18 protein-coding genes and 3 pseudogenes are annotated in these 17928 nt (G+C 71.6%); 15 read left to right on the forward strand and 6 right to left on the reverse strand.

Features of this window, described 5'->3' with window-relative positions:
* Positions 1–247 (reverse strand): annotated as a pseudogene (locus ACIQFU_RS24450) (IS256 family transposase); the annotation flags it as partial.
* A 62-nt stretch (positions 248–309) separates the two neighbouring features.
* Here ACIQFU_RS24450 and ACIQFU_RS24455 point away from each other — a divergent pair.
* A pseudogene (locus tag ACIQFU_RS24455) lies at positions 310–714 on the forward strand (recombinase family protein); the annotation flags it as partial.
* 30 nt (positions 715–744) lie between these two features.
* Here the strand turns inward: ACIQFU_RS24455 and ACIQFU_RS24460 are convergent.
* Positions 745–930: pseudogene (locus ACIQFU_RS24460) on the reverse strand (SGNH/GDSL hydrolase family protein); the annotation flags it as partial.
* Positions 931–1164: 234 nt separating this feature from the next.
* On the opposite strand from ACIQFU_RS24460, the gene ACIQFU_RS24465 reads away from it, so the two are divergent.
* A complete protein-coding gene (locus ACIQFU_RS24465; protein ID WP_402554297.1) occupies positions 1165–1716 on the forward strand; it encodes a GNAT family N-acetyltransferase in 552 nt (183 codons plus the stop codon).
* Positions 1717–1757: 41 nt separating this feature from the next.
* Here the strand turns inward: ACIQFU_RS24465 and ACIQFU_RS24470 are convergent, their stop codons facing one another.
* Complete coding sequence (locus tag ACIQFU_RS24470) at positions 1758–2327, reverse strand: TetR/AcrR family transcriptional regulator (protein WP_402554298.1); 570 nt, start codon at positions 2325–2327, stop codon at positions 1758–1760.
* A gap of 190 nt (positions 2328–2517) precedes the next feature.
* Here ACIQFU_RS24470 and ACIQFU_RS24475 point away from each other — a divergent pair, with 190 nt between their 5' ends.
* The 3 genes from ACIQFU_RS24475 to ilvC all read left to right on the forward strand — a co-directional run bounded on the left by ACIQFU_RS24475 (position 2518) and on the right by ilvC (position 5485).
* Positions 2518–3714, forward strand: a complete 1197-nt coding sequence (locus tag ACIQFU_RS24475) for an acyl-CoA dehydrogenase family protein (protein WP_402554299.1) — start codon at positions 2518–2520, stop codon at positions 3712–3714.
* 69 nt (positions 3715–3783) lie between these two features.
* Positions 3784–4299, forward strand: coding sequence for a flavin reductase family protein (locus ACIQFU_RS24480; RefSeq protein WP_402554300.1), 516 nt, complete (start codon positions 3784–3786; stop codon positions 4297–4299).
* A 187-nt stretch (positions 4300–4486) separates the two neighbouring features.
* Entirely contained in the window at positions 4487–5485 is a 999-nt protein-coding gene (ilvC, locus tag ACIQFU_RS24485) for a ketol-acid reductoisomerase (protein ID WP_402554301.1), read from the forward strand.
* Between the two features lie 21 nt (positions 5486–5506).
* Here the strand turns inward: ilvC and ACIQFU_RS24490 are convergent, their stop codons facing one another.
* Entirely contained in the window at positions 5507–6319 is an 813-nt protein-coding gene (locus ACIQFU_RS24490) for an alpha/beta hydrolase (protein WP_402554302.1), read from the reverse strand.
* A 271-nt stretch (positions 6320–6590) separates the two neighbouring features.
* Here ACIQFU_RS24490 and ACIQFU_RS24495 point away from each other — a divergent pair, with 271 nt between their 5' ends.
* The 6 genes from ACIQFU_RS24495 to ACIQFU_RS24520 all read left to right on the forward strand — a co-directional run bounded on the left by ACIQFU_RS24495 (position 6591) and on the right by ACIQFU_RS24520 (position 12728).
* Positions 6591–7061 (forward strand): SsgA family sporulation/cell division regulator, encoded by a 471-nt coding sequence (locus ACIQFU_RS24495; protein WP_402554303.1) that lies wholly within the window; start codon positions 6591–6593, stop codon positions 7059–7061.
* A 71-nt stretch (positions 7062–7132) separates the two neighbouring features.
* Positions 7133–8206 carry an alpha/beta fold hydrolase gene (locus ACIQFU_RS24500; RefSeq protein WP_402554304.1) on the forward strand — a complete coding sequence of 358 codons (1074 nt, stop codon included), beginning with the start codon at positions 7133–7135 and terminating at the stop codon, positions 8204–8206.
* A 67-nt stretch (positions 8207–8273) separates the two neighbouring features.
* Entirely contained in the window at positions 8274–9062 is a 789-nt protein-coding gene (locus tag ACIQFU_RS24505) for a creatininase family protein (protein ID WP_402554305.1), read from the forward strand.
* A 157-nt stretch (positions 9063–9219) separates the two neighbouring features.
* Entirely contained in the window at positions 9220–10266 is a 1047-nt protein-coding gene (locus tag ACIQFU_RS24510; protein ID WP_402554306.1) for an alpha/beta fold hydrolase, read from the forward strand.
* Positions 10267–10480: 214 nt separating this feature from the next.
* Positions 10481–11341: a Bax inhibitor-1/YccA family protein gene (locus ACIQFU_RS24515; protein ID WP_402554307.1), complete on the forward strand. Its 861-nt coding sequence runs from the start codon at positions 10481–10483 to the stop codon at positions 11339–11341.
* A gap of 139 nt (positions 11342–11480) precedes the next feature.
* The gene (locus tag ACIQFU_RS24520) at positions 11481–12728 is read left to right on the forward strand and encodes a cytochrome P450 (RefSeq protein WP_402554308.1); all 1248 of its coding nucleotides are present in this window, start codon (positions 11481–11483) and stop codon (positions 12726–12728) included.
* 194 nt (positions 12729–12922) lie between these two features.
* Here ACIQFU_RS24520 and ACIQFU_RS24525 read toward each other — a convergent pair whose 3' ends face one another.
* Positions 12923–13411, reverse strand: a complete 489-nt coding sequence (locus tag ACIQFU_RS24525) for a TetR/AcrR family transcriptional regulator (RefSeq protein ID WP_402554438.1) — start codon at positions 13409–13411, stop codon at positions 12923–12925.
* Positions 13412–13616: 205 nt separating this feature from the next.
* On the opposite strand from ACIQFU_RS24525, the gene ACIQFU_RS24530 reads away from it, so the two are divergent.
* Positions 13617–15059 carry an aldehyde dehydrogenase gene (locus tag ACIQFU_RS24530; protein ID WP_402554309.1) on the forward strand — a complete coding sequence of 481 codons (1443 nt, stop codon included), beginning with the start codon at positions 13617–13619 and terminating at the stop codon, positions 15057–15059.
* A gap of 76 nt (positions 15060–15135) precedes the next feature.
* On the opposite strand, the gene ACIQFU_RS24535 is transcribed toward ACIQFU_RS24530, so the two are convergent.
* A complete protein-coding gene (locus tag ACIQFU_RS24535; RefSeq protein ID WP_402554310.1) occupies positions 15136–15315 on the reverse strand; it encodes a hypothetical protein in 180 nt (59 codons plus the stop codon).
* Positions 15316–15588: 273 nt separating this feature from the next.
* Here ACIQFU_RS24535 and ACIQFU_RS24540 point away from each other — a divergent pair, with 273 nt between their 5' ends.
* The 3 genes from ACIQFU_RS24540 to ACIQFU_RS24550 all read left to right on the forward strand — a co-directional run bounded on the left by ACIQFU_RS24540 (position 15589) and on the right by ACIQFU_RS24550 (position 17924).
* Complete coding sequence (locus ACIQFU_RS24540; protein ID WP_402554311.1) at positions 15589–16281, forward strand: transglycosylase SLT domain-containing protein; 693 nt, start codon at positions 15589–15591, stop codon at positions 16279–16281.
* A gap of 134 nt (positions 16282–16415) precedes the next feature.
* On the forward strand, positions 16416–16841 hold the full coding sequence (locus ACIQFU_RS24545; protein ID WP_402554312.1) for a hypothetical protein: 426 nt from the start codon (positions 16416–16418) through the stop codon (positions 16839–16841).
* Positions 16842–16910: 69 nt separating this feature from the next.
* On the forward strand, positions 16911–17924 hold the full coding sequence (locus ACIQFU_RS24550; protein ID WP_402554313.1) for a hypothetical protein: 1014 nt from the start codon (positions 16911–16913) through the stop codon (positions 17922–17924).
* Positions 17925–17928 lie beyond the last annotated feature (4 nt).

The raw sequence follows: 17928 nt of genomic DNA on the forward strand, positions 1-17928 counted from the left end.
TGCCACCGTCCTTGCCCGCCGGATCGTGCTTGTCATAGCCGAGATGATCGGTGATCTCGCCCTCCAGGGCGGACTCCAACAGCCGCTTCGTCAGCTGCTGCAGCAGCCCGCCCTCGCCGGTCAGCTGCAGGCCCTCGGCCTGGGCCCGGCCGACCAGTTCATCGATCAACTGGTCGTCAACCGCCTTCGCCGGCACAGCTTTCGCGGGCTCAACGGCCTCGGGTTCAGCCACGTTCTCATTGGTCATCGATGCATCCTCCATGATCGGGAGTTACACCGAACGATTTACAGTCCCACGCCCGCTGCTCGACCCTCGGCCAGGAACTCGACTCCCAACTCGACGCGCTCAGCAAGCACGGCATTCCGAGAGACAAGATCTTCAGCGAAAAGATCAGCACCCGCGTACGGGTCCGCCCCTGGTTCGAGGAGGCGCTGCGGACGACGCGGGAGGTCAAGGCGCACGCCCCACACTGCCGGGTCATCTTCACCGTGTACGAGATGAAGCGCCTCGGCCGCGACGCCGCCGAACTCACCGCGCTCGCCGACCACCTCACTGCCCACGGTCTGGTCCTGGAGATGCTCTCCGGACCCCTGCCGGGCATCTACGACCCCACCGGGCCGGGGAAGTTGCTGTTCGCGTTCTTCGCGGCGATGGCGGAGACGGAGCGGGAGAACATCCGTGAGTCGACACTGGAGGGACTCGACACCGCGGCCCGCAAGGACAAGCACGGTGGGCGGCCACCCGTCGCGGTATCCGGCGATCAGGCCGGAGGCGGTGACGCCGGTGTGGGCCTTGAAGTCGTTGACGCCCTCGAAGAGGAACACGGTCCGCAGGCCCCGCTGGGACAGGACGTCCCGGTCGAGCCGGGCCAGGGCGCTCTGCCCGGCGCCGTCGGCGAGCACCTTGTTGCCGGGGACGCCCTCGTCGGCGGTGCACCTGGTCCGGGTCGCCGGGGATGAGGAGCAGGTCCCGACGGCCGTGCTCTGACCACGGCCCTCCTGCCCAGGCCTCCGGCCGCACATGTGTGATGCGCGCACACTTCGCCACGGGGAACACATGCGCCCGTCGGAAGCGTTGGACACATACCGAAGGGGGTGCCCGTCCGAGCGGCGGGCTCCCCGGGCCCGTCCGCGCCCGCTCTCCCCCGACCGACAGGTGACACCATGTGTCAGGGCCGTCGCATCGCCCCCGCCCTCGACGAGGGCACCGTCCACGTCATCGCGACCGGTGAGACGGTTCGCGTCCGCCCCGCCCGCGCCGAGGACCTCGGCCGGGTGAACGCCATGCATGCGCGGTGCACCGCGATGTCCCGGTACCACCGCTACCAGGCGCCCCGGCAGCGGCTCGGGGAGGCGGAGTGGGGGAAGCTGACGGATCCCGCGCTGGGGACGACCTGGATCATGGGCCCGCACGACGCCCCTGACCGCGCTGTCGCCGTCTCCCACCTGATGCACACCGGCAAGGAGGGCGTGTCCGAGCTGGGTCTGCTGGTCGAGGACGAGTGGCAGTACCGCGGGATCGGCACCCTGCTCACCCACTGCGCCGTCAACCACGCGGCACGGCACGGCGGTCGCACGATCACGGTGCTGACCGACGTGGGCAACGCGCCCATGCTCGCCATCGCCCGCCGGTTCGGCGCCGTCCTGCCGCGGGCGGTGTCCGGCACGGTCGACCTGGCCATCCGCGTTCCCGGGCACGCGGGCCGCCGGCCATGAGGCGGACCGGTCCCGCCCCCGCCCGGCCGCCGGCCGCCGGTTCAGGGACGCAGCGCCTGGAGCGTCAGCTCGCCGTACCGGCGCCACAGCGCGGGGTCCCGCTCCGCGATCCTGATCAGCTGGACCGCCATGCCGCAGAGCACCACCCGCAGGTCGAGGGTCGTGGCGTCGGCGCGGACGGCTCCGGCGGACTTGGCCGCCTCCATCAGGTCGGACAACTGGTCCAGCAGCCCGGAGACGCTTCTGAACCCCGCGTCCGCGAGCACCTCGGAGAGCAGCCGGTCACCGGCGAGGCCCTCGAAGAGGCTGAGGACGTAGTCGCCGAAGACCCGGCCCGGGTCTTCCTGGGCGAGCGCGGGAGCGGTGAGGTGCCGCAGACCGGCCAGCCGGTGGTCCACGGCCGCCGCCACGAGGTCTTCCTTGGTGGGGTAGCTGCGGTAGACGGTGGCCTTGCCCACCCCGGCCCGCTCGGCGATCTGCGGCACGGTGGCCTGGAGGCCCGCCTCCTGGAAGACGTCCAGCGCCGCGGCGAAGACCCGCTCGTGGTTGCGGCGGGCGTCGGCCCGTCGCTGGGGTGCGCCGGACTCGGCGGGGCTCGGACTCGTCTCCACACAATTCACCCGCCCATTGTGCCCGCCGGAGCCCTCCGGGCCGCCCCCCGGTGCGCGCACGCGGTCTCCGGAGGCCGGCCGGGTCCCGCACCGGCGCCCGTGAACCTTCCGCACTCGCACATCCGTATACCGTGAGACGATAAGTGGACTCAAGGGTCCGCATAGGTCTGCTGGAGCAATGATGAATCGGTTGGATCCTCTGAAGAACACCCCGCCCGCCGCCGGCCCCGCCCGCCCGCTCGTCGAGGCCGCCCGGGCCCTCGCCCCCCTCCTGCGCCGCGAGGCCGACGCCGCCGAACGGGACAGCCGGCTCACCCCCGAGACCGCACGGTCGCTGCTCGCCGCCGGCATGTTCCGGCTCGGCACGCCCAGGCGCCAGGGCGGACTCGAACTCCCCGTCACCGCCTGCCTGGACGTCCTGGCCGAGCTGGGCCTCGCCTGCCCGTCCAGCGCCTGGGTCGTCACGCTCTCCTACGGCGCCCAGCAGATCGCGGCGTCCTTCGGGGACCAGGCCCGCTGCGACCTCTGGGGGGAGGGTCCCGACGTGCCCGTGTGCGGGGTGTTCAGCGGCGCGGGGGCCACCGCGGAGCCGGTCGGGGGCGGGCTGCTGGTCTCGGGCCGGTGGCCGTGGGCCTCGGGCTGCCACCAGGCCGAATGGGGTGTGCTGGGCGTGCCGTTGGCCCGCGCCGACGGCAGCGGGGCCGATCCGGGGATCGTGCTCGTGCGGACGGGCCCCTTGACGATCGAGCGGACCTGGGACATGGCCGGGATGCGCGGCACGGGCAGCGACACCCTCGTCGCCGACGGTGTCTTCGTCCCGTACCACCGCGTCCGCAGCTTCTCCGACGTGGTGGCACGCGACGAGCGGGGCGACGAGGCGCTGTACCGGGTCCCTCCGGGGTCCATGACGCCGACGCTGCCGGCGCCGCTGCTCGGTGCCGCCCGCGCCGTCCTGCGCATGACGCTGGAGAGCGTCGAGGGCGGCAAGCCGATGGCGATGTCCCTGCATCGCCGCCTGGCCGACTCCCCCAGTGTCCAGGCCGCCCTCGCCGACGCGGCCACCCTGATCGACTCCGCCTCCCTGCACCTCACGCGCTCCGCCGAGGCCGTCGACGCGGCGGCGGCCTCACCGAACGCTCCCACCCTCCTGGACCGGGCCCGGGTGCGCATGGACGTGGGCCACGCCTCCACCTGTCTGCGCCAGGCGGTGCAACTGCTGCTCACGGTGGGCGGAGCGAGCGGCTTCTCCCGGACCGCGGCCGTCCAGCGCTACTGGCGCGACCTGGAGACGGCGGCCCGGCACCCCGCACTCAACCCCGGCCTCGCCCGGGAGATGTACGGCCGTGCCCTCGTGGGCGACGAACGGCCCGTCAGCCCCATGGTCTGACACCGGTCCCGGCCGCCGACCGCGCCGGCCCCTCCCCACCCCGAAACGACCAGACCGAGGCGCACCACCATGACCGATCCTCCCGTTCCCGGCCCCGTGCGCGAGGCCGCCCACCGCGCCGTGCTCGGGCACTTCGCGTCCGGCGTCGCCGTGGTGACGGCGGACGGGCCCGACGGCCCCGTCGGCCTCACCTGCCAGTCCTTCGTGTCCCTGTCGCTCGAACCGCCCCTGATCTCCTTCGCGCCCGCCCGCACCTCCCGCACCTGGCCGCTCGTACGGGCCTCGGGTGTCTTCTGCGTCAACGTGCTGGCCGAGGAGCAGCAGTCCCTCGCCGACGCCTTCGCCCGGTGGGGCGGCGACAAGTTCCGGGGCGTGGCGTGGTCCCCCGGCCCCGACGGCGCGCCCCTGCTGGAGGGCGCCTGCGCCTGGATCTCCTGTGCCCTGGTCCACGAGTACGACGGCGGCGACCACACCATCGCCGTCGGCCGGGTCACCGCCCTGCGGGCGGAACCGTCCCGCGACCCGCTGATCTTCCACCGGGGCCGCTATCGCGCCCTCGCCGTCCCCTCGCCCCTTGCCGGGTGAGAAGGGGCGAGAAAAGCGGGGAGAGTGAGAGGGGCGAGAGGAAAAGAGGGGTGAGACCTCCGTCCCACACGCTGAGACGGCCTCCCTTCACCGCTTCACACATGGCAACGTTCGACACCGCGGACTCACATGTTCCGACCACCGGTCGCGCACATATGTCCGGTGGCATCCCAGGAGGAGAAACACCATGGCTGAGCTGTTCTACGACGCCGACGCCGACCTGTCCGTCATCCAGGGCCGCAAGGTCGCGGTCATCGGGTACGGCAGCCAGGGCCACGCCCACGCCCTGTCGCTGCGCGACTCCGGTGTCGACGTGCGCGTCGGTCTGCACGAGGGCTCCAGGTCCAAGGCCAAGGCCGAGGAGCAGGGCCTGCGCGTGGTGAGCCCGTCCGAGGCCGCCGCCGAGGCCGACGTCATCATGATCCTGGTCCCGGACCCCATCCAGGGCGAGGTCTACGAGAAGGACGTCGCGCCCCATCTCCAGGACGGCGACGCGCTGTTCTTCGGCCACGGCCTGAACATCCGCTACGGCTTCGTCAAGCCCCCGGCCGGTGTGGACGTCTGCATGGTCGCCCCCAAGGGTCCGGGCCACCTGGTGCGCCGTCAGTACGAGGAGGGCCGCGGTGTGCCGTGTCTGGTCGCCGTCGAGCAGGACCCCTCGGGCAACGGCCTCGCGCTGGCCCTGTCGTACGCGAAGGGCATCGGCGGGACCCGTGCCGGCGTCATCACGACCACGTTCACCGAGGAGACCGAGACCGACCTCTTCGGCGAGCAGGCCGTCCTGGCCGGTGGCACCACGGCGCTGGTGAAGGCGGGCTTCGAGACGCTGACCGAGGCCGGTTACCAGCCGGAGATCGCCTACTTCGAGTGCCTGCACGAGCTGAAGCTGATCGTGGACCTCATGTACGAGGGCGGCCTGGAGAAGATGCGCTGGTCGATCTCCGAGACCGCCGAGTGGGGCGACTACGTCACCGGCCCGCGCATCGTCACCGACGCCACCAAGGCCGAGATGAGGAAGGTCCTCGCCGAGATCCAGGACGGCACCTTCGCCAAGAACTGGATGGACGAGTACCACGGCGGTCTGAAGAAGTACAACGAGTACAAGAAGCAGGACTCCGAGCACCTCCTGGAGACCACCGGCAAGGAGCTGCGCAAGCTCATGAGCTGGGTCGACGAAGAGGCCTGAGCGACGAGTCCCTCCGGTCCCTCACCAAGGGCTCCGGGCACGGACGCCGTGGGCGTCCAGCCAGCCCAGAACGTGGTCGGCGACCACGCGCCAGCCGCTGTCGACGACCATGGAGTGGCCGCGGTCCGGGAACTGCTTGAGGTCGGACGTGGCCCGGGAGTCGCCGTACAGCTTGTACACCGCGCGGGTCACGGAGTCGGGCACCATCCGGTCCTCCTGTCCGGACACCAGCAGCAGCGGCCCGCGCGCCGCGTTGCCGGTGTCCGCGAAGGCCCTGGGGTGGCGGGCCGGGCCGCCGTGGCCGAGGTCGGTGAACAGCCGGCGCGGCGCGGGCACCGCGCAGCGCTCGAAGAGCCTGTCGGACTCCTCCGGTCCGACCGCGTTGGCGAAGACGTGCCGGAACTCCTCGCGCGGCAGGGACACCAGCCGCCCGTACCCGCTCGCCGGGTCCCCGGAACCCGGGGTCCACAGGCGGGCGGGCGCAGGCGTTAAGGGAACGTCGTTGATCGGGGCCGGCGCGATCGCCACCGCCGCCCTGCCCAGATTCGCGCCGATGAGATGCTGCGCGACGAGACCGCCGACCGCGTGCCCGACGAGCACCGGCGAGTGGTCGAACGACCGCACGATCCGCCCGTAGTGGTGGGTGAGGGCGTCCAGCCCGACCTCCCCGAGCGCATCGGGCCGCTCCCGCGTCTCCGCCACCGTCTCCGGTTCGCCGGGCCACCCGGGGGCGTACGGGGTGAAGCCCCGGCTGGTGAACCGCTCGGCCCACGACTCCCACGACAGCGCGTGCAGCCACGCGCCATGGATGAAGACGACGGGAGTACGGTTCACGGCTGAGCCCTCCGAGCGTGGGTGAGCACCCGGCACCGACAGGCGGGCGACCACTCCAGGGTCGTCCAGGCCCGGCCCGCCCGAAACAGTCGAATGACTCAATGTTCCGGGCGGCCCGCTTCCCCCTCCCGGGCCGCCCCCGGCGGCCCGTTGCCCACCGCTCGGCGATGACGGGGCCGCTTCTCACCGTCAACTGACTGATGCGCCCCCGGCACCCGCCGAACGAGAGTGTGTGACGCCAGCCCCCCGCCACACGGAAGGACATCCCGTCATGAGCGGTGACCGACCCGGTGTACGGGCCCGTCGAACGGCGCCCCGGGAGCTTCCCCCGCTGTCGTTGGACATCCACCGGATGCTGGACGCCTTCGCCCGGCACACCGTGCAGGCCGAGTTCCGGTTCGACACCGGGGCTCCCCTGGTGGTGTCCGTGACGTTCCTCGTCGAAGGCACTCCCTGCATCACCTGGCGCATCGGCCGCGACCTGCTCTACCAGGGGCTGTTCTGGCTGAGCGGCCTCGGCGACGTCCAGGTGTGGCCCGCCCATCTGGACGAGCGGGCCACGGCGTGGCTGCGGCTGGAGTCCTACGACCTGACGGCACTGTTCGAGGTGCCCGTTCCCCCGCTGGCCGAGTGGCTGGAGCGCTCCTACGAACTGGTCCCCGCCGGGGCGGAGATGGACGGGCTGGACTGGGACGACGTCATCGCGGGCCTGCTCCGGGCCCCCGGGACCCCGTCCGGCTGAGCAAGAGCGGTACGGGGGCGCCGCCCCACCGACGCACAACGGCAGTTCACCTGTACGACGAAGGGTTTCACATGATCAACAGGCGTACGTTCAGCAAGGCCGTCGGTCTGGGCACCGGCGCGGCGGCGGTCTCGCTGGCCGGTCTGCCGGCGTCGTCGGCGTCAGCGGCCCCGGCGTCCGGGCCGGGTGGCGGGCGTCCGGTTCCGACCGTGCCCGCTCTCGCCCCGGGCACCCACACCTCCTTCGGGCGGATCAAGCACGTCCGCGCCGGTGTCCTCGACGTGGGCTACGCCGAGGCGGGACCCGCCCACGGCCCCGTCGTCATCTGCCTGCACGGCTGGCCGTACGACATCCACAGCTTCGTCGACGTCGCTCCCCTCCTCGCCGACCAGGGCTACCGCGTCATCGTCCCCTACCTCCGCGGGCACGGCCCCACCCGCTTCCTGTCCGCACGCACCTTCCGCAACGCCCAGCAGTCCGCCATCGCCCTCGACATCGTCGCCCTGATGGACGCCCTCAAGATCGAGAAGGCCGTGCTCGCCGGCTTCGACTGGGGCTCGCGCACCGCCGACATCATCGCCGCCCTGTGGCCCGGCCGCGTCAAGGCCCTAGTCTCGGTGAGCGGCTACATCATCACCGACGTCGACGCCCAGAAGGCACCCATCGCCCCGCAGGCGGAACACACCTGGTGGTACCAGTACTACTTCGCCACCGAACGCGGCCGCGCCGCCATGGAGGACGACAGGTACCGCCCCGAACTGTGCCGCGTGGTCTGGGATCTCGTCTCCCCCACCTGGAACTTCGACGACGCCACCTTCGCGCGCACCGCCAAGGCCTTCGAGAACCCGGACTACCCCGACATCGTCATCCACAACTACCGCTGGCGCCTGGGCCTGGCCGACGGCGAACACCGCTACGACCGCTACGAGAAGCGCCTCTTCACGGGTCCCCCCATCCACACCCCCACCGTCACCCTCGACGCCGAACTCGACCCCTTCACCCCGCCCCCCGGCGACGGCTCCTCCTACCGCGACCACTTCACCGGACCCTACGACCACCGCACCCTCAAGGGCATCGGCCACAACCTCCCCCAGGAGGCCCCCACCGCCTTCGCCCAGGCCGTCGTCGACGCCGACCACCTCTGACCCCGACCGCCCGCCGTCCGGGCCGGCCCCGGCCCGCGGGCCGCTCACGGAAGGCACCGCCCCGCTGATGAACGAAGTCCTGTGGAACCGTCTGACCGCGGCACAGCTGCGCGAGCTGGCGGCGCGCGACGCGGTCGTGCTGCTGCCCGTGGGGGCCACCGAACAGCACGGGCCGCACCTGCCCACCGGTGTGGACGACCTCCTCGCCGCGGAGGTCTCCCGCCGGGCCGCCCTCGTCGCCGCCGAGCACACCGGGGTGGTGGTGACGCCGTCCGTCTGGGCGGGACTGTCGGAGCACCACATCGCCTTCGGGGGCACCTTCACGGTGTCGCTGTCCACGCTGCACGCCCTGCTGCGCGACATCTGCCGGTCCATCGTGCGGGCGGGTTTCTCCCGCATCCTGATCGTCAACGGTCACGGCGGGAACATGACCGCCCTCAACGCCCTGACGACCGAACTGACGGCGGAGCTGTCCGTCCCCCTCGCCTGCACGAGCTACTTCACCGCCGGCCGGGAGGCGGTGCGGCGCACCCTGGAGACCCAGCCCGGTCTGATGCACGCCTGCGAGGGCGAGACCTCGCTGATGATGGCCGCCTTCCCCGAGTTGGTGCGCACCGAGAACCTCGGCTCCGCCCGGGGGCCGGAGATCACCCTGCCCGCGGAGTCGACCGCCCCGGTGTACCTGGCCGTGCCCTTCGACCGGATCACCGAGTCCGGCGTGGCGGGCGACGCCCGTGCGGCGAGCGCGGAGAAGGGCGAACGGCTCCTGGCGGGCTGCGCGCGGGCGCTGGCCGACATCGTCCTCGGCGATCCCTGGCACAGGGCCGTGAACCCTGCCCGGGTCCCGGCCCGTTGACCCAGTGGAGACTCCTGTCGTCGGGGCGTTGATTGGCTGGGCCCCGGCCACGGAGAGGGAGCGGTCGTCCTCACACACTTCCCCCGATGTGCGGGCGACCGCTTCTGCACGCCGACACACACCCGCAGATCCCCGTGACGAGAGCGAGACGGCTCACATGATCAGCAGGCGAACACTCACCCAGGCGATGACCACGGCGGCGGCCGCCGGATTCGGCGGCATCCTCACGGGCGGCGCCCCGGCCGCCGCCACCGGTGCGACGGGCGAGGGAGGGCGGGGCGAGACCGGCGGGCGGGCCCGGGCACTGGGTCCGGTACGGCACGTGCGGACGCATCTGCTGGACATCGCCTATCACGAGGTCGGCCCCGCCGACGGCACACCCGTCGTCCTCAGTCACGGCTGGCCGTTCGACCCCGTCGGGTCCTACGGAGAAGTGGCCCCCGTCCTGGCCCGGCAGGGCTACCGCTGCCTCGTCCCCTACCTGCGGGGCCACGGTGGGACCCGGTTCCGGCGCGGGGACACGTTCCGCTCCGGCCAGCAGGGCGCACTCGGCGCCGACCACGTCGCGTTCCTGGACGCGCTCGGGATCCGCCGGGCCCTGTTCGCCGGCTACGACTGGGGCGGGCGCGCCGCCAACGTCGTCGCGGCCCTGTGGCCCGAACGCTGCCTCGCCCTGGTCTCGGTGAACAACTACCTCGTCCAGAACATCGCCACCGCCCAGCAGCCCCTGGCACCGTCCCTGGAGAACGGCTACTGGTACTTCTTCTACTTCCTGACCGAGCGCGGGCGTGCGGGCCTCGACCAGAACCGGAAGGAACTGGCCCGGGTCGTCTGGCACCGCAACTCGCCCGAGTGGCAGTTCACCGAGGCCGAACTCGACCGGGCGGCCACCCTGTGGACGAACCCCGACTACGTGGACGTCGTGATCCACAGCTACCGCCACCGGCTCGGCGCCGCGCCCGGCGACCCCCGGTACGACGGCATCGAGGCGCGGCTCGCCGAGCAGCCGCCAATCACCGTGCCGACCGTGACCCTCGACGGCCAGGCCGACGGGGTCACCCCGTGGACCGACGGATCCTCCTCGGCCGTCCACTTCCCGGGCACCCGCGTGCACCACGTGGTCCCCGGCGCGGGACACAACCTCCCCCAGGAACGCCCGGACGCGTTCGTCTCCGCGGTCCTGGAGGCCGCCGCGCTCTCCTGACGCCCGACACCCGGACCGGAGACACGTGTCCGCCTCCTCCGGCCGGGACACCAACCTTTCCGTCACTGCTTCAAGTGGTGATTTCCCTTGCCTTTCTTCGCGTCACCTGTCAGAGTGGTGACGCGAAGGGGGTTTCCCCCTCCCAACGGGTCGGAGTCGGCCACGCCACCGACACCTGTGCCGCCCCACGCGGCGGACAAAAAGGAGGAACAACGTGAAGATCAGCAACCCGATCTTCTCCCGGCAGGGCTTCGAGCGCCACGACGGCCGGGCGGACGTCACCGAACGGGAGGCCGTCGCCACCGGCGCCCAGCGGACAGACCTGTCGGTCAACCCCTTTGCCACGGACGGCAATCAGAGCCCCGTCAAGGACGGGACCGGCACCGCCGACGGCGTGATGACGATCGACGACGTCGTCGTCCGCACCGCGACCACGCTGGGCACCGTGGCGGTGGCGGCCGTCCTGTCCTGGGTGCTGCTTCCGGTGGACGAGGCGAACATCGGCCGGTCGTACGGCATCGCCGTCGGAGCCGCCCTGGCCGCCTTCGTCCTCTCGCTCGTCCAGACCTTCAAGCGGCGGCCCTCCCCCGCGCTGATCCTCGGATACGCGGCACTGGAAGGTGTCTTCCTCGGCGTCATCTCCAGCGCCACGTCGACCTACATCGCGCCGGGTGTGGTCGTGCAGGCGGTGCTGGGCACCTTCGCGGTCTCCGCGGGTGTCCTGATCGCGTACCGGATGCGCTGGATCCGCGTCACCCGGAGGTTCTACGGGTTCGTGCTCGCCGCCGCGACCGGCTTCCTGATCCTCATGGTGGCCAACCTGCTCTTCTCCGCCTTCGGGGCGGGCAACGGCCTCGGCTTCGACAGCGGTGCCCTCGGCGTCGTCTTCGGGATCGCCGGCATCCTGCTCGGCGCCTGCTTCCTCGCCCTGGACTTCAAGCAGATCGAGGACGGGATCGCCTACGGTGCCCCGCGCGAGGAGTCGTGGCTGGCGGCCTTCGGCCTCACCCTCACGCTGGTGTGGATCTACCTGGAGGCGCTGCGCGTCCTGTCCATCCTGAACAGCGACGACTGACGGGGGACGCGCGTGGCCCGGCGGCAGTGAACCTTCGCCGAGACCACGAACGTCCTGATGACAGCGGCGCGACCACACCGCGGCACGACACCACGCACGACTCGAGGACCAGCCGGCACCGCCGATCGGAGAGACAGACATGAGCCCGCGACAGCAACAGTGCCCGATCGCGCACGGCCAGGTGGCCCTGAACGGCGCCTTCAAGGCGAACGCACCGGCCCAGTACGCCCGGCTGCGGGCCCTCGGCCCCGTTCACCGGGCCGAATTCCACGGGGGCCTGACCGGCTGGGTGGTCGTCGGTCACGACCTGGCCCGCGAGGCCCTGACCCACCCGGCGCTGCTCAAGGACACCGCCCCCGCCGCCGAGCAGCTCACCGCCGCCGGATACACCCTCAGCCAGCCCGGCGTCGGCCTCGTCGACCACATGCTCGACACCGATCCGCCGAGGCACACCCGGCTGCGCCGCCTGGTGGCGGGCGCCTTCACACCCCGGCGCACGGCACAGCTGGCGCCGCGCATCGAGCGGATCGCCCACGACCTGCTCGACGCCCTGCCGCCCACCGGTGAGACGGACCTCGTGGAGGCGTTCAACGCCCCGCTGCCGGTCACGGTCATCGCCGAGCTCCTGGGCATCCCGCAGGAACACCGCGAGGACTTCCGCACCTGGTCCGCCCACGCCCTGCAGGTGGCCTCGCCCGACCACCGCTCCTCGCTGGTCGGCCTGCGCGGGCTGCTGCGCGACCTCGTCCGGGCCAAACGGCGCGCTCCCGAGGACGACCTGCTGTCCGCGCTGGTCCAGGCCCACGACCAGGAGGACGGCCGGCTCTCCGAGGACGAACTGGTCGGCATGTCGATGCTGCTCGTCGTCGCCGGACACGAGACCACCGTGAACCTCCTGGGCAACGCCACCCTGGCCCTGCTGCAACACCCCGGCCAGCTCCGCCTGCTGCGCGAGCAGCCCGAGCTGCTGCCCGGCGCGGTCGAGGAGTTCCTGCGCCACGACACCTCCGTCGAGCGCTCCACCAACCGCTACGCGGCCGAGGACATCGAGCTGGGCGGCGTGACGATCCCGCGGGGCAGCGTCGTCACCGTCGCCCTCGGCTCCGCCGGCCACGGTGCCTCCGAGGCCCGGGGCGAGGACCCCATGGCGCTCGACGTGACCCGCCCCAACGCCCGCCACCTGGCCTTCGGCCACGGCATCCACTACTGCCTCGGCGCTCCCCTGGCCCGCCTGGAGGCGACCATCGCCCTGGGCGCCCTGCTCTCCCGCGTGCCCGAACTGGAACTGGCCGTCTCCCCGGACTCCCTCGCGTGGATCCCCTCCGGCATGATGCGCGGCCTGGTGTCCCTGCCGGTGCGCTACACCCGCAGTGGGGAGAGGCCGTGAAGAACCCCGACTCCGGGAGGGAGCCGCCCCGGCTCCGCCGCGTCCGCCTCCCCGGAACCGTGCCGCGGCCCCCGGCGCCCGACCCGTCCGCGGGCGACGACGAGGGGCTGCCGGGCACGGACACATACACAGACACACACCCGGGCACGGGCACGGAGCCGGTGTCCGAAGCCGCCGGATGAGCTGACGTCGCGTCAGCCCGTTCCGAGACCGTGGAGCAGGGTGTCGACGACCACGTCCGCCGCCTGTGCGGGGCTCAGATCGGGCAGTTGCCGGGACACCAGGTGCATGAGCTGGGGCAGCAGCACGCTCGCCCAGCCCTGCGGAAGCCCGGGGCGCAGCAGGCCTTCGTCGGTGGCGCGTCGGAGGAAGAGGTCGACCTCGTGGGCGGCCGCGTCACGGCGGGCGCGGACACTCTCGTCGGCGAGCATGCGCGCGAGATCGACCGGCCAGGTGCGGTTCACCCCGATGATGTTCTCCACGTACCGGTGCAGAGCCACCGCGACCGGAGCCTCCCGCAGCCGCGCGTCCTCCACCGCCCCCTCGATCGCCGCCAGACGAGCCTCGTAGATGGCGGCGAGCAACTCCTCGCGCGAGGCGAAACGCCGGTAGACGGTACGCCGGTCCACACCCGCCTGCGCCGCGATACTCGCGATACTCGCGCCCGGATCCCCGGCAAGCATCCGCGCACCCGTGGTCAGAACGGCTTCCAGATTGCGTGCTGCGTCAGCTCTCATGCCTTAAGAGTAACGTCCCTGAGGAATATTAAAGCAGTGCAACCACATTGGTGTGTATGTAGCTAATTTAAGTGCTACATTGAAGTGACAGTTCAGCAGGCCATGAGGCAGCCGTCGAAGGCCGCAGAAGGAACACGAAAGAGGAACGCACATGATCACCTACGACCGGCTCTTCATCGGTGGCTCCTGGGTGGAGCCGAGCGACCCGGAGCTGCTCGACATCGCCTCGCCCCACGACCGGTCGGTGGTCGGCCGCGCGGCGCAGGCGCAGCCGGCGGACGTCGACCGCGCGCTCGCAGCGGCCCGCGCCTCCTTCGAGGCGGGTGTGTGGCGTACGACGCCTCCGGCGGAACGGATCGCGGTCCTGCGGCGGTTCAACGCCCTGCGCGAGGAGAACGCGGAGAAGGCGGCCCACCTGATCTCCCTGGAGAACGGTTCGGCCGGATGGTTCACCCGGGCCGGACAGCCGGGCCTGACCCGCCAGGCCAACGCCTACCTCAAGGCGGCCGAGGAGTTCGCCTGGGAGGAGACCCTGGTCCCCACCGACCCGGCGTCCCCGGCGCGCAGCGTGGTGCGCCGCGAGGCGATCGGCGTCGTGGCCGCGGTCATCCCGTGGAACTCGCCGTTCTCCGCGGCCACCGCGAAGATCATCCCGGCCCTGCTCGCGGGCAACTCCGTGGTCCTCAAGATCTCCCCGGAGAATTCGCTGAGCCTGAACTTCCTGGCCGAACTGCTGGAGCGGTCCGGTCTGCCCGAGGGCGTCGTCAGCGTCCTGCCCGCGGACCGGGAGACCAGTGAGTACCTGGTGTCCCACCCCGAGGTCGACAAGATCGCCTTCACCGGTTCGACGCGGGCCGGCCGGCGCATCGCCTCGATCGCGGGCGAGCGGCTCAAGCGGGTCAGCCTGGAGCTGGGCGGCAAGTCCGCCGCCGTCATCCTGCCGGACGCCGACATCGACAAGGCCGTCGCGGGCCTGAAGTTCGGCTCGCTGCTCAACAACGGCGAGGCGTGCATCGCGCAGACGAGGATCCTGGCCCCGCGCAGCCGGTACGAGGAGGTCGTGACCGCGCTCAAGGAGCTGGTGGAGTCCCTGAAGGTGGGCGACCCCAACGACCCCGACACCTTCATCGGCCCGATGATCCGCCCCGACCAGCAGGAGCGGGTGCGCAACTACATCCGGCTCGGCATCGAGGAGGGCGCCCGCCTGGTCACCGGCGGCCCGGAGGTCCCCGAGGGCCTGGAGAAGGGCAACTACGTCACGCCCACCCTGTTCGCCGACGTCGACAACTCCATGCGGATCGCCCAGGAGGAGATCTTCGGCCCGGTCCTGGTCGTCATCGCCTACGAGGACGAGGACGACGCCGTCCGCATCGCCAACGACTCCGAGTACGGTCTCTCCGGCGGTGTCTGGTCCTGCGACGAGGCCCACGCCGTGGACGTCGCCCGCCGCATCCGCACCGGCACCGTCACGGTCAACGGCGCATCGGTCGCCTTCGACGGCCCGTTCGGCGGCTTCAAGGCCAGCGGCATCGGGCGCGAGTACGGCGCGGTCGGCCTCGGCACCTACACCGAGTACAAGACCATCACCGTCTGAGCGACGGCCGGGAACGACGAAGTGCCGCTCCGGACGAGGAGCGGCACGAGGGGGCCGGCCGACGGGGACGCGCCGGTCAGAGGAACACGCTGACATAGGTGACGGCCGCGAGCCGACGCGCCTTCAGGGTCGCTTCCTCGACCTCCGTGTCGTGCTCTCGCCGGTCATTGCAGTTGACCCGGTCCAGGAGAGCCTGCATCGCCTCGGCGTCCCTGTCCTGACCCCAGCGCCTGCGGGCCTCACCCTTCGTCCCCATGACTCCTCCTGACTTCGTGGCCGCTCGGCCGCGTGGCTTCGTGTTCTGGGTGACACCAGCATGCACACATATTCATCACCGGTCAAGCAGGTGATGCTGAGCCATGTTTCATCGAAACGCAACCGACACGCCGGGCTCCCGAATGCAGAAACATGTCACACTGGGACACACAGGGTCAAACACCTGTCGCTGTATGCTGCCCCGGCACCATGTGTCCGCTCCGCATGAGGAGTCGCCCGCCGGCCGCGGCCGGCGTCACCGGAAGGAAAAGGTGTGACAAGGATCTCGGTCCGCGAGTTCGCGGTGGTCTCGGCCACCGCGGTCACCGCGGTGGGCAGCGTCGTGGGTGTCGCCTCCGCCGACAGCATGCCGGACAAGGACACCGCGCCGACGGCAGCCGGCGCGACGCTCCTGGAAGACATCCCCGTGGGCCACCAGGCGCGGGCGCAGACCGCTTCCCTGGCCCGGCAGGCCGAAGTACAGGCCGTCGCCGCCGACGTGAGCGCACTGAAGGACGCCGAAACCGCGGCCCGCAAGGCGGCCGCCGAGAAGGCGGTGGCGAAGAAGGAGAGCGCCCGGAAGGCGGCCGAGGCCAGGAAACGGGCGCAGGAGCAGGAGGCGGCCGCGGCCGACAACGCGGCGAACACCGCCACCCTCGCCGCGCGGAGTTCCTACAGCACCGGCCAGATCCGGGCGATGGCACGCCAGATGGTGCCGAGCGGCCAGTGGCAGTGCTTCAGCAACATCGTGGACCACGAGTCCAGCTGGAACTACCGGGCGGTCAACGCCTCTTCCGGCGCCTACGGCCTCTTCCAGGCCCTGCCCGGCTCCAAGATGTCCTCGGTCGGCGCGGACTGGCAGACCAACCCGGCCACCCAGATCAAGTGGGGGCTCACCTACATGAACGGCAGCTACGGCAGCCCCTGCGCGGCCTGGTCGTTCTGGCAGGCCAATCACTGGTACTGAGCGAAGGGGGCCCTGACCGGGGGTTGCGTCGACACCCGCAGTGGAGTCACCAGCTTGACAGGTTACTTTGACCCGTGCCAAGGTCACCGTAGTCATCACCGTTCAAGCCGGTTACTTTTCCCGAGGAGCTCACCATGGCCGTCGTTCGCTTCCACCTCAATTCCTCCCTCAGCCAGGCGGACGTGCTGGCGGTGCTGACGGACTTCACCCCCGCGCGCGCCGAGGCCTGGCCGTCGATCGACGCCGAGCACTTCGTCGTCCACGAGATGGGCGACACCTGGGCCGAGGTGACCGAGGGCACCGGCGCCGCATGGGAGCGGGCGCGCTACCAGTGGGACGCCACAAGCGGCAAGGTCACCGTCACCACCCTGGACTCCAAGCTCTTCGGCGGCGGCGGCTGGGTCTTCCGGACGACCCCGGAGGGCGAGGGCACACGTGTCGACGTCGAACTGACCCGGGAGCCCACCGCGTTCAAGGGCAGGATCCTCGCCGGGCTGCTGCCGCTCATCGGCGCGTCCTCGCTGCGCAAGTCCTTCCAGCAGGCCCTCAAGGCCGAGTAGCTGTCCCGACTCGCCCTGCCCCGGGAGCCGGTGGGCGCACATGTGTCCACGAGCCCTATAGTTCCGCCCATGGTCGAACCGATCCCCGCTCAGCAGCGGCCCGTCGCGGTGCCCTGGTCCGACGAGACACAGGAGGTGATCGCGGGCGACCTGGTCACCGCCCTCGCCTACGGCACGCCCGCCGGGGGTGCCGTGGCCATCCCGGTCTCACCGACCGGACTCGTCGACCGGGACGCCGGCACCGTGGGTGTGACCACGTCGCTGGCCTTCAACGGCAAGCTGCGCCACATCCTGCGCGACCCGCACGTGTCCATGGCGTACCACACACGTGAGCACGGCTTCGCGACCGCGGACGGCTTCGTCCTCGCGCAGGGCCTCGCCACCGTCCCCCTCACGCCCTCACCGGAGGTTCTCGACGCCCTCAAGCCCCGGATCGAACGCTTCCTCGGCGCCATGCCCACCGGGCGGTTCTGGGACTGGGCACTCGGCGACTACCTCGACAACCGCGTGGTCGTCGACATAGCGGTCCGGCGCGTCGCCTCCTGGCCCGACGCACTCGCGGCCGGCGAGCGGTCCGTCTCCGGCGCCGCGTGGCCCGAGCAGCCGCCGCGGCCTCAGGAGGCACCGGCGAAGGGCACCGGCCCGCGGGTCGACACCCGCAGGCTGCACGGGCAGATGGGCAAGCTGCCCCATCAACTGCTGGCCTGTCGCGGGGCGGACGGCTACCCCGTCGTCGTACCCGTCCGTGTCGCCGGGCACGACGCCCGGGGGCTGCGTCTGGAGGCCGCCGCCGGGCTGCTGCCCGAGGGCGGGCGCCGGGCCGGGCTCACCGCCCACTCCTTCGGGCCGCAGGCCGTCGGACTGGCCAACCGGATCTGCACCGGATGGCTGGAGGTCTCCGGCGACACCGCCGTGTACGCGCCCCACACCACCTCCGGCTTCACCGCGCCGCCGGTCAAGCCCGTCCAGCTGTTCTTCAACGGGATGTTCGCCAAGCAGGGCTGGCGAAGGGCCAGGCGCGAAGGCACCCTGGCCGAACTCGCGGCTCTCCAGGCCGCGCACCGGGCGACCAACCGGCCGTGACCGC

The organism is Streptomyces sp. NPDC093065, assembly GCF_044754585.1.
Lineage (GTDB): Bacteria > Actinomycetota > Actinomycetes > Streptomycetales > Streptomycetaceae > Streptomyces.

Bases quoted from the DNA above. Each gene is read 5' to 3' on its own strand.
- ACIQFU_RS24510 (WP_402554306.1), top strand. From the start codon at position 9,220: ATGATCAGCAGGCGAACACTCACCCAGGCGATGACCACGGCGGCGGCC.
- ACIQFU_RS24520 (WP_402554308.1), top strand. From the start codon at position 11,481: ATGAGCCCGCGACAGCAACAGTGCCCGATCGCGCACGGCCAGGTGGCC.
- ACIQFU_RS24525 (WP_402554438.1), bottom strand. From the start codon at position 13,411: ATGCTTGCCGGGGATCCGGGCGCGAGTATCGCGAGTATCGCGGCGCAG.
- ACIQFU_RS24465 (WP_402554297.1), top strand. From the start codon at position 1,165: ATGTGTCAGGGCCGTCGCATCGCCCCCGCCCTCGACGAGGGCACCGTC.
- ACIQFU_RS24500 (WP_402554304.1), top strand. From the start codon at position 7,133: ATGATCAACAGGCGTACGTTCAGCAAGGCCGTCGGTCTGGGCACCGGC.
- ACIQFU_RS24535 (WP_402554310.1), bottom strand. From the start codon at position 15,315: ATGGGGACGAAGGGTGAGGCCCGCAGGCGCTGGGGTCAGGACAGGGAC.
- ACIQFU_RS24495 (WP_402554303.1), top strand. From the start codon at position 6,591: ATGAGCGGTGACCGACCCGGTGTACGGGCCCGTCGAACGGCGCCCCGG.
- ACIQFU_RS24545 (WP_402554312.1), top strand. From the start codon at position 16,416: ATGGCCGTCGTTCGCTTCCACCTCAATTCCTCCCTCAGCCAGGCGGAC.
- ACIQFU_RS24530 (WP_402554309.1), top strand. From the start codon at position 13,617: ATGATCACCTACGACCGGCTCTTCATCGGTGGCTCCTGGGTGGAGCCG.
- ACIQFU_RS24505 (WP_402554305.1), top strand. From the start codon at position 8,274: ATGAACGAAGTCCTGTGGAACCGTCTGACCGCGGCACAGCTGCGCGAG.
- ACIQFU_RS24550 (WP_402554313.1), top strand. From the start codon at position 16,911: ATGGTCGAACCGATCCCCGCTCAGCAGCGGCCCGTCGCGGTGCCCTGG.
- ilvC (WP_402554301.1), top strand. From the start codon at position 4,487: ATGGCTGAGCTGTTCTACGACGCCGACGCCGACCTGTCCGTCATCCAG.
- ACIQFU_RS24480 (WP_402554300.1), top strand. From the start codon at position 3,784: ATGACCGATCCTCCCGTTCCCGGCCCCGTGCGCGAGGCCGCCCACCGC.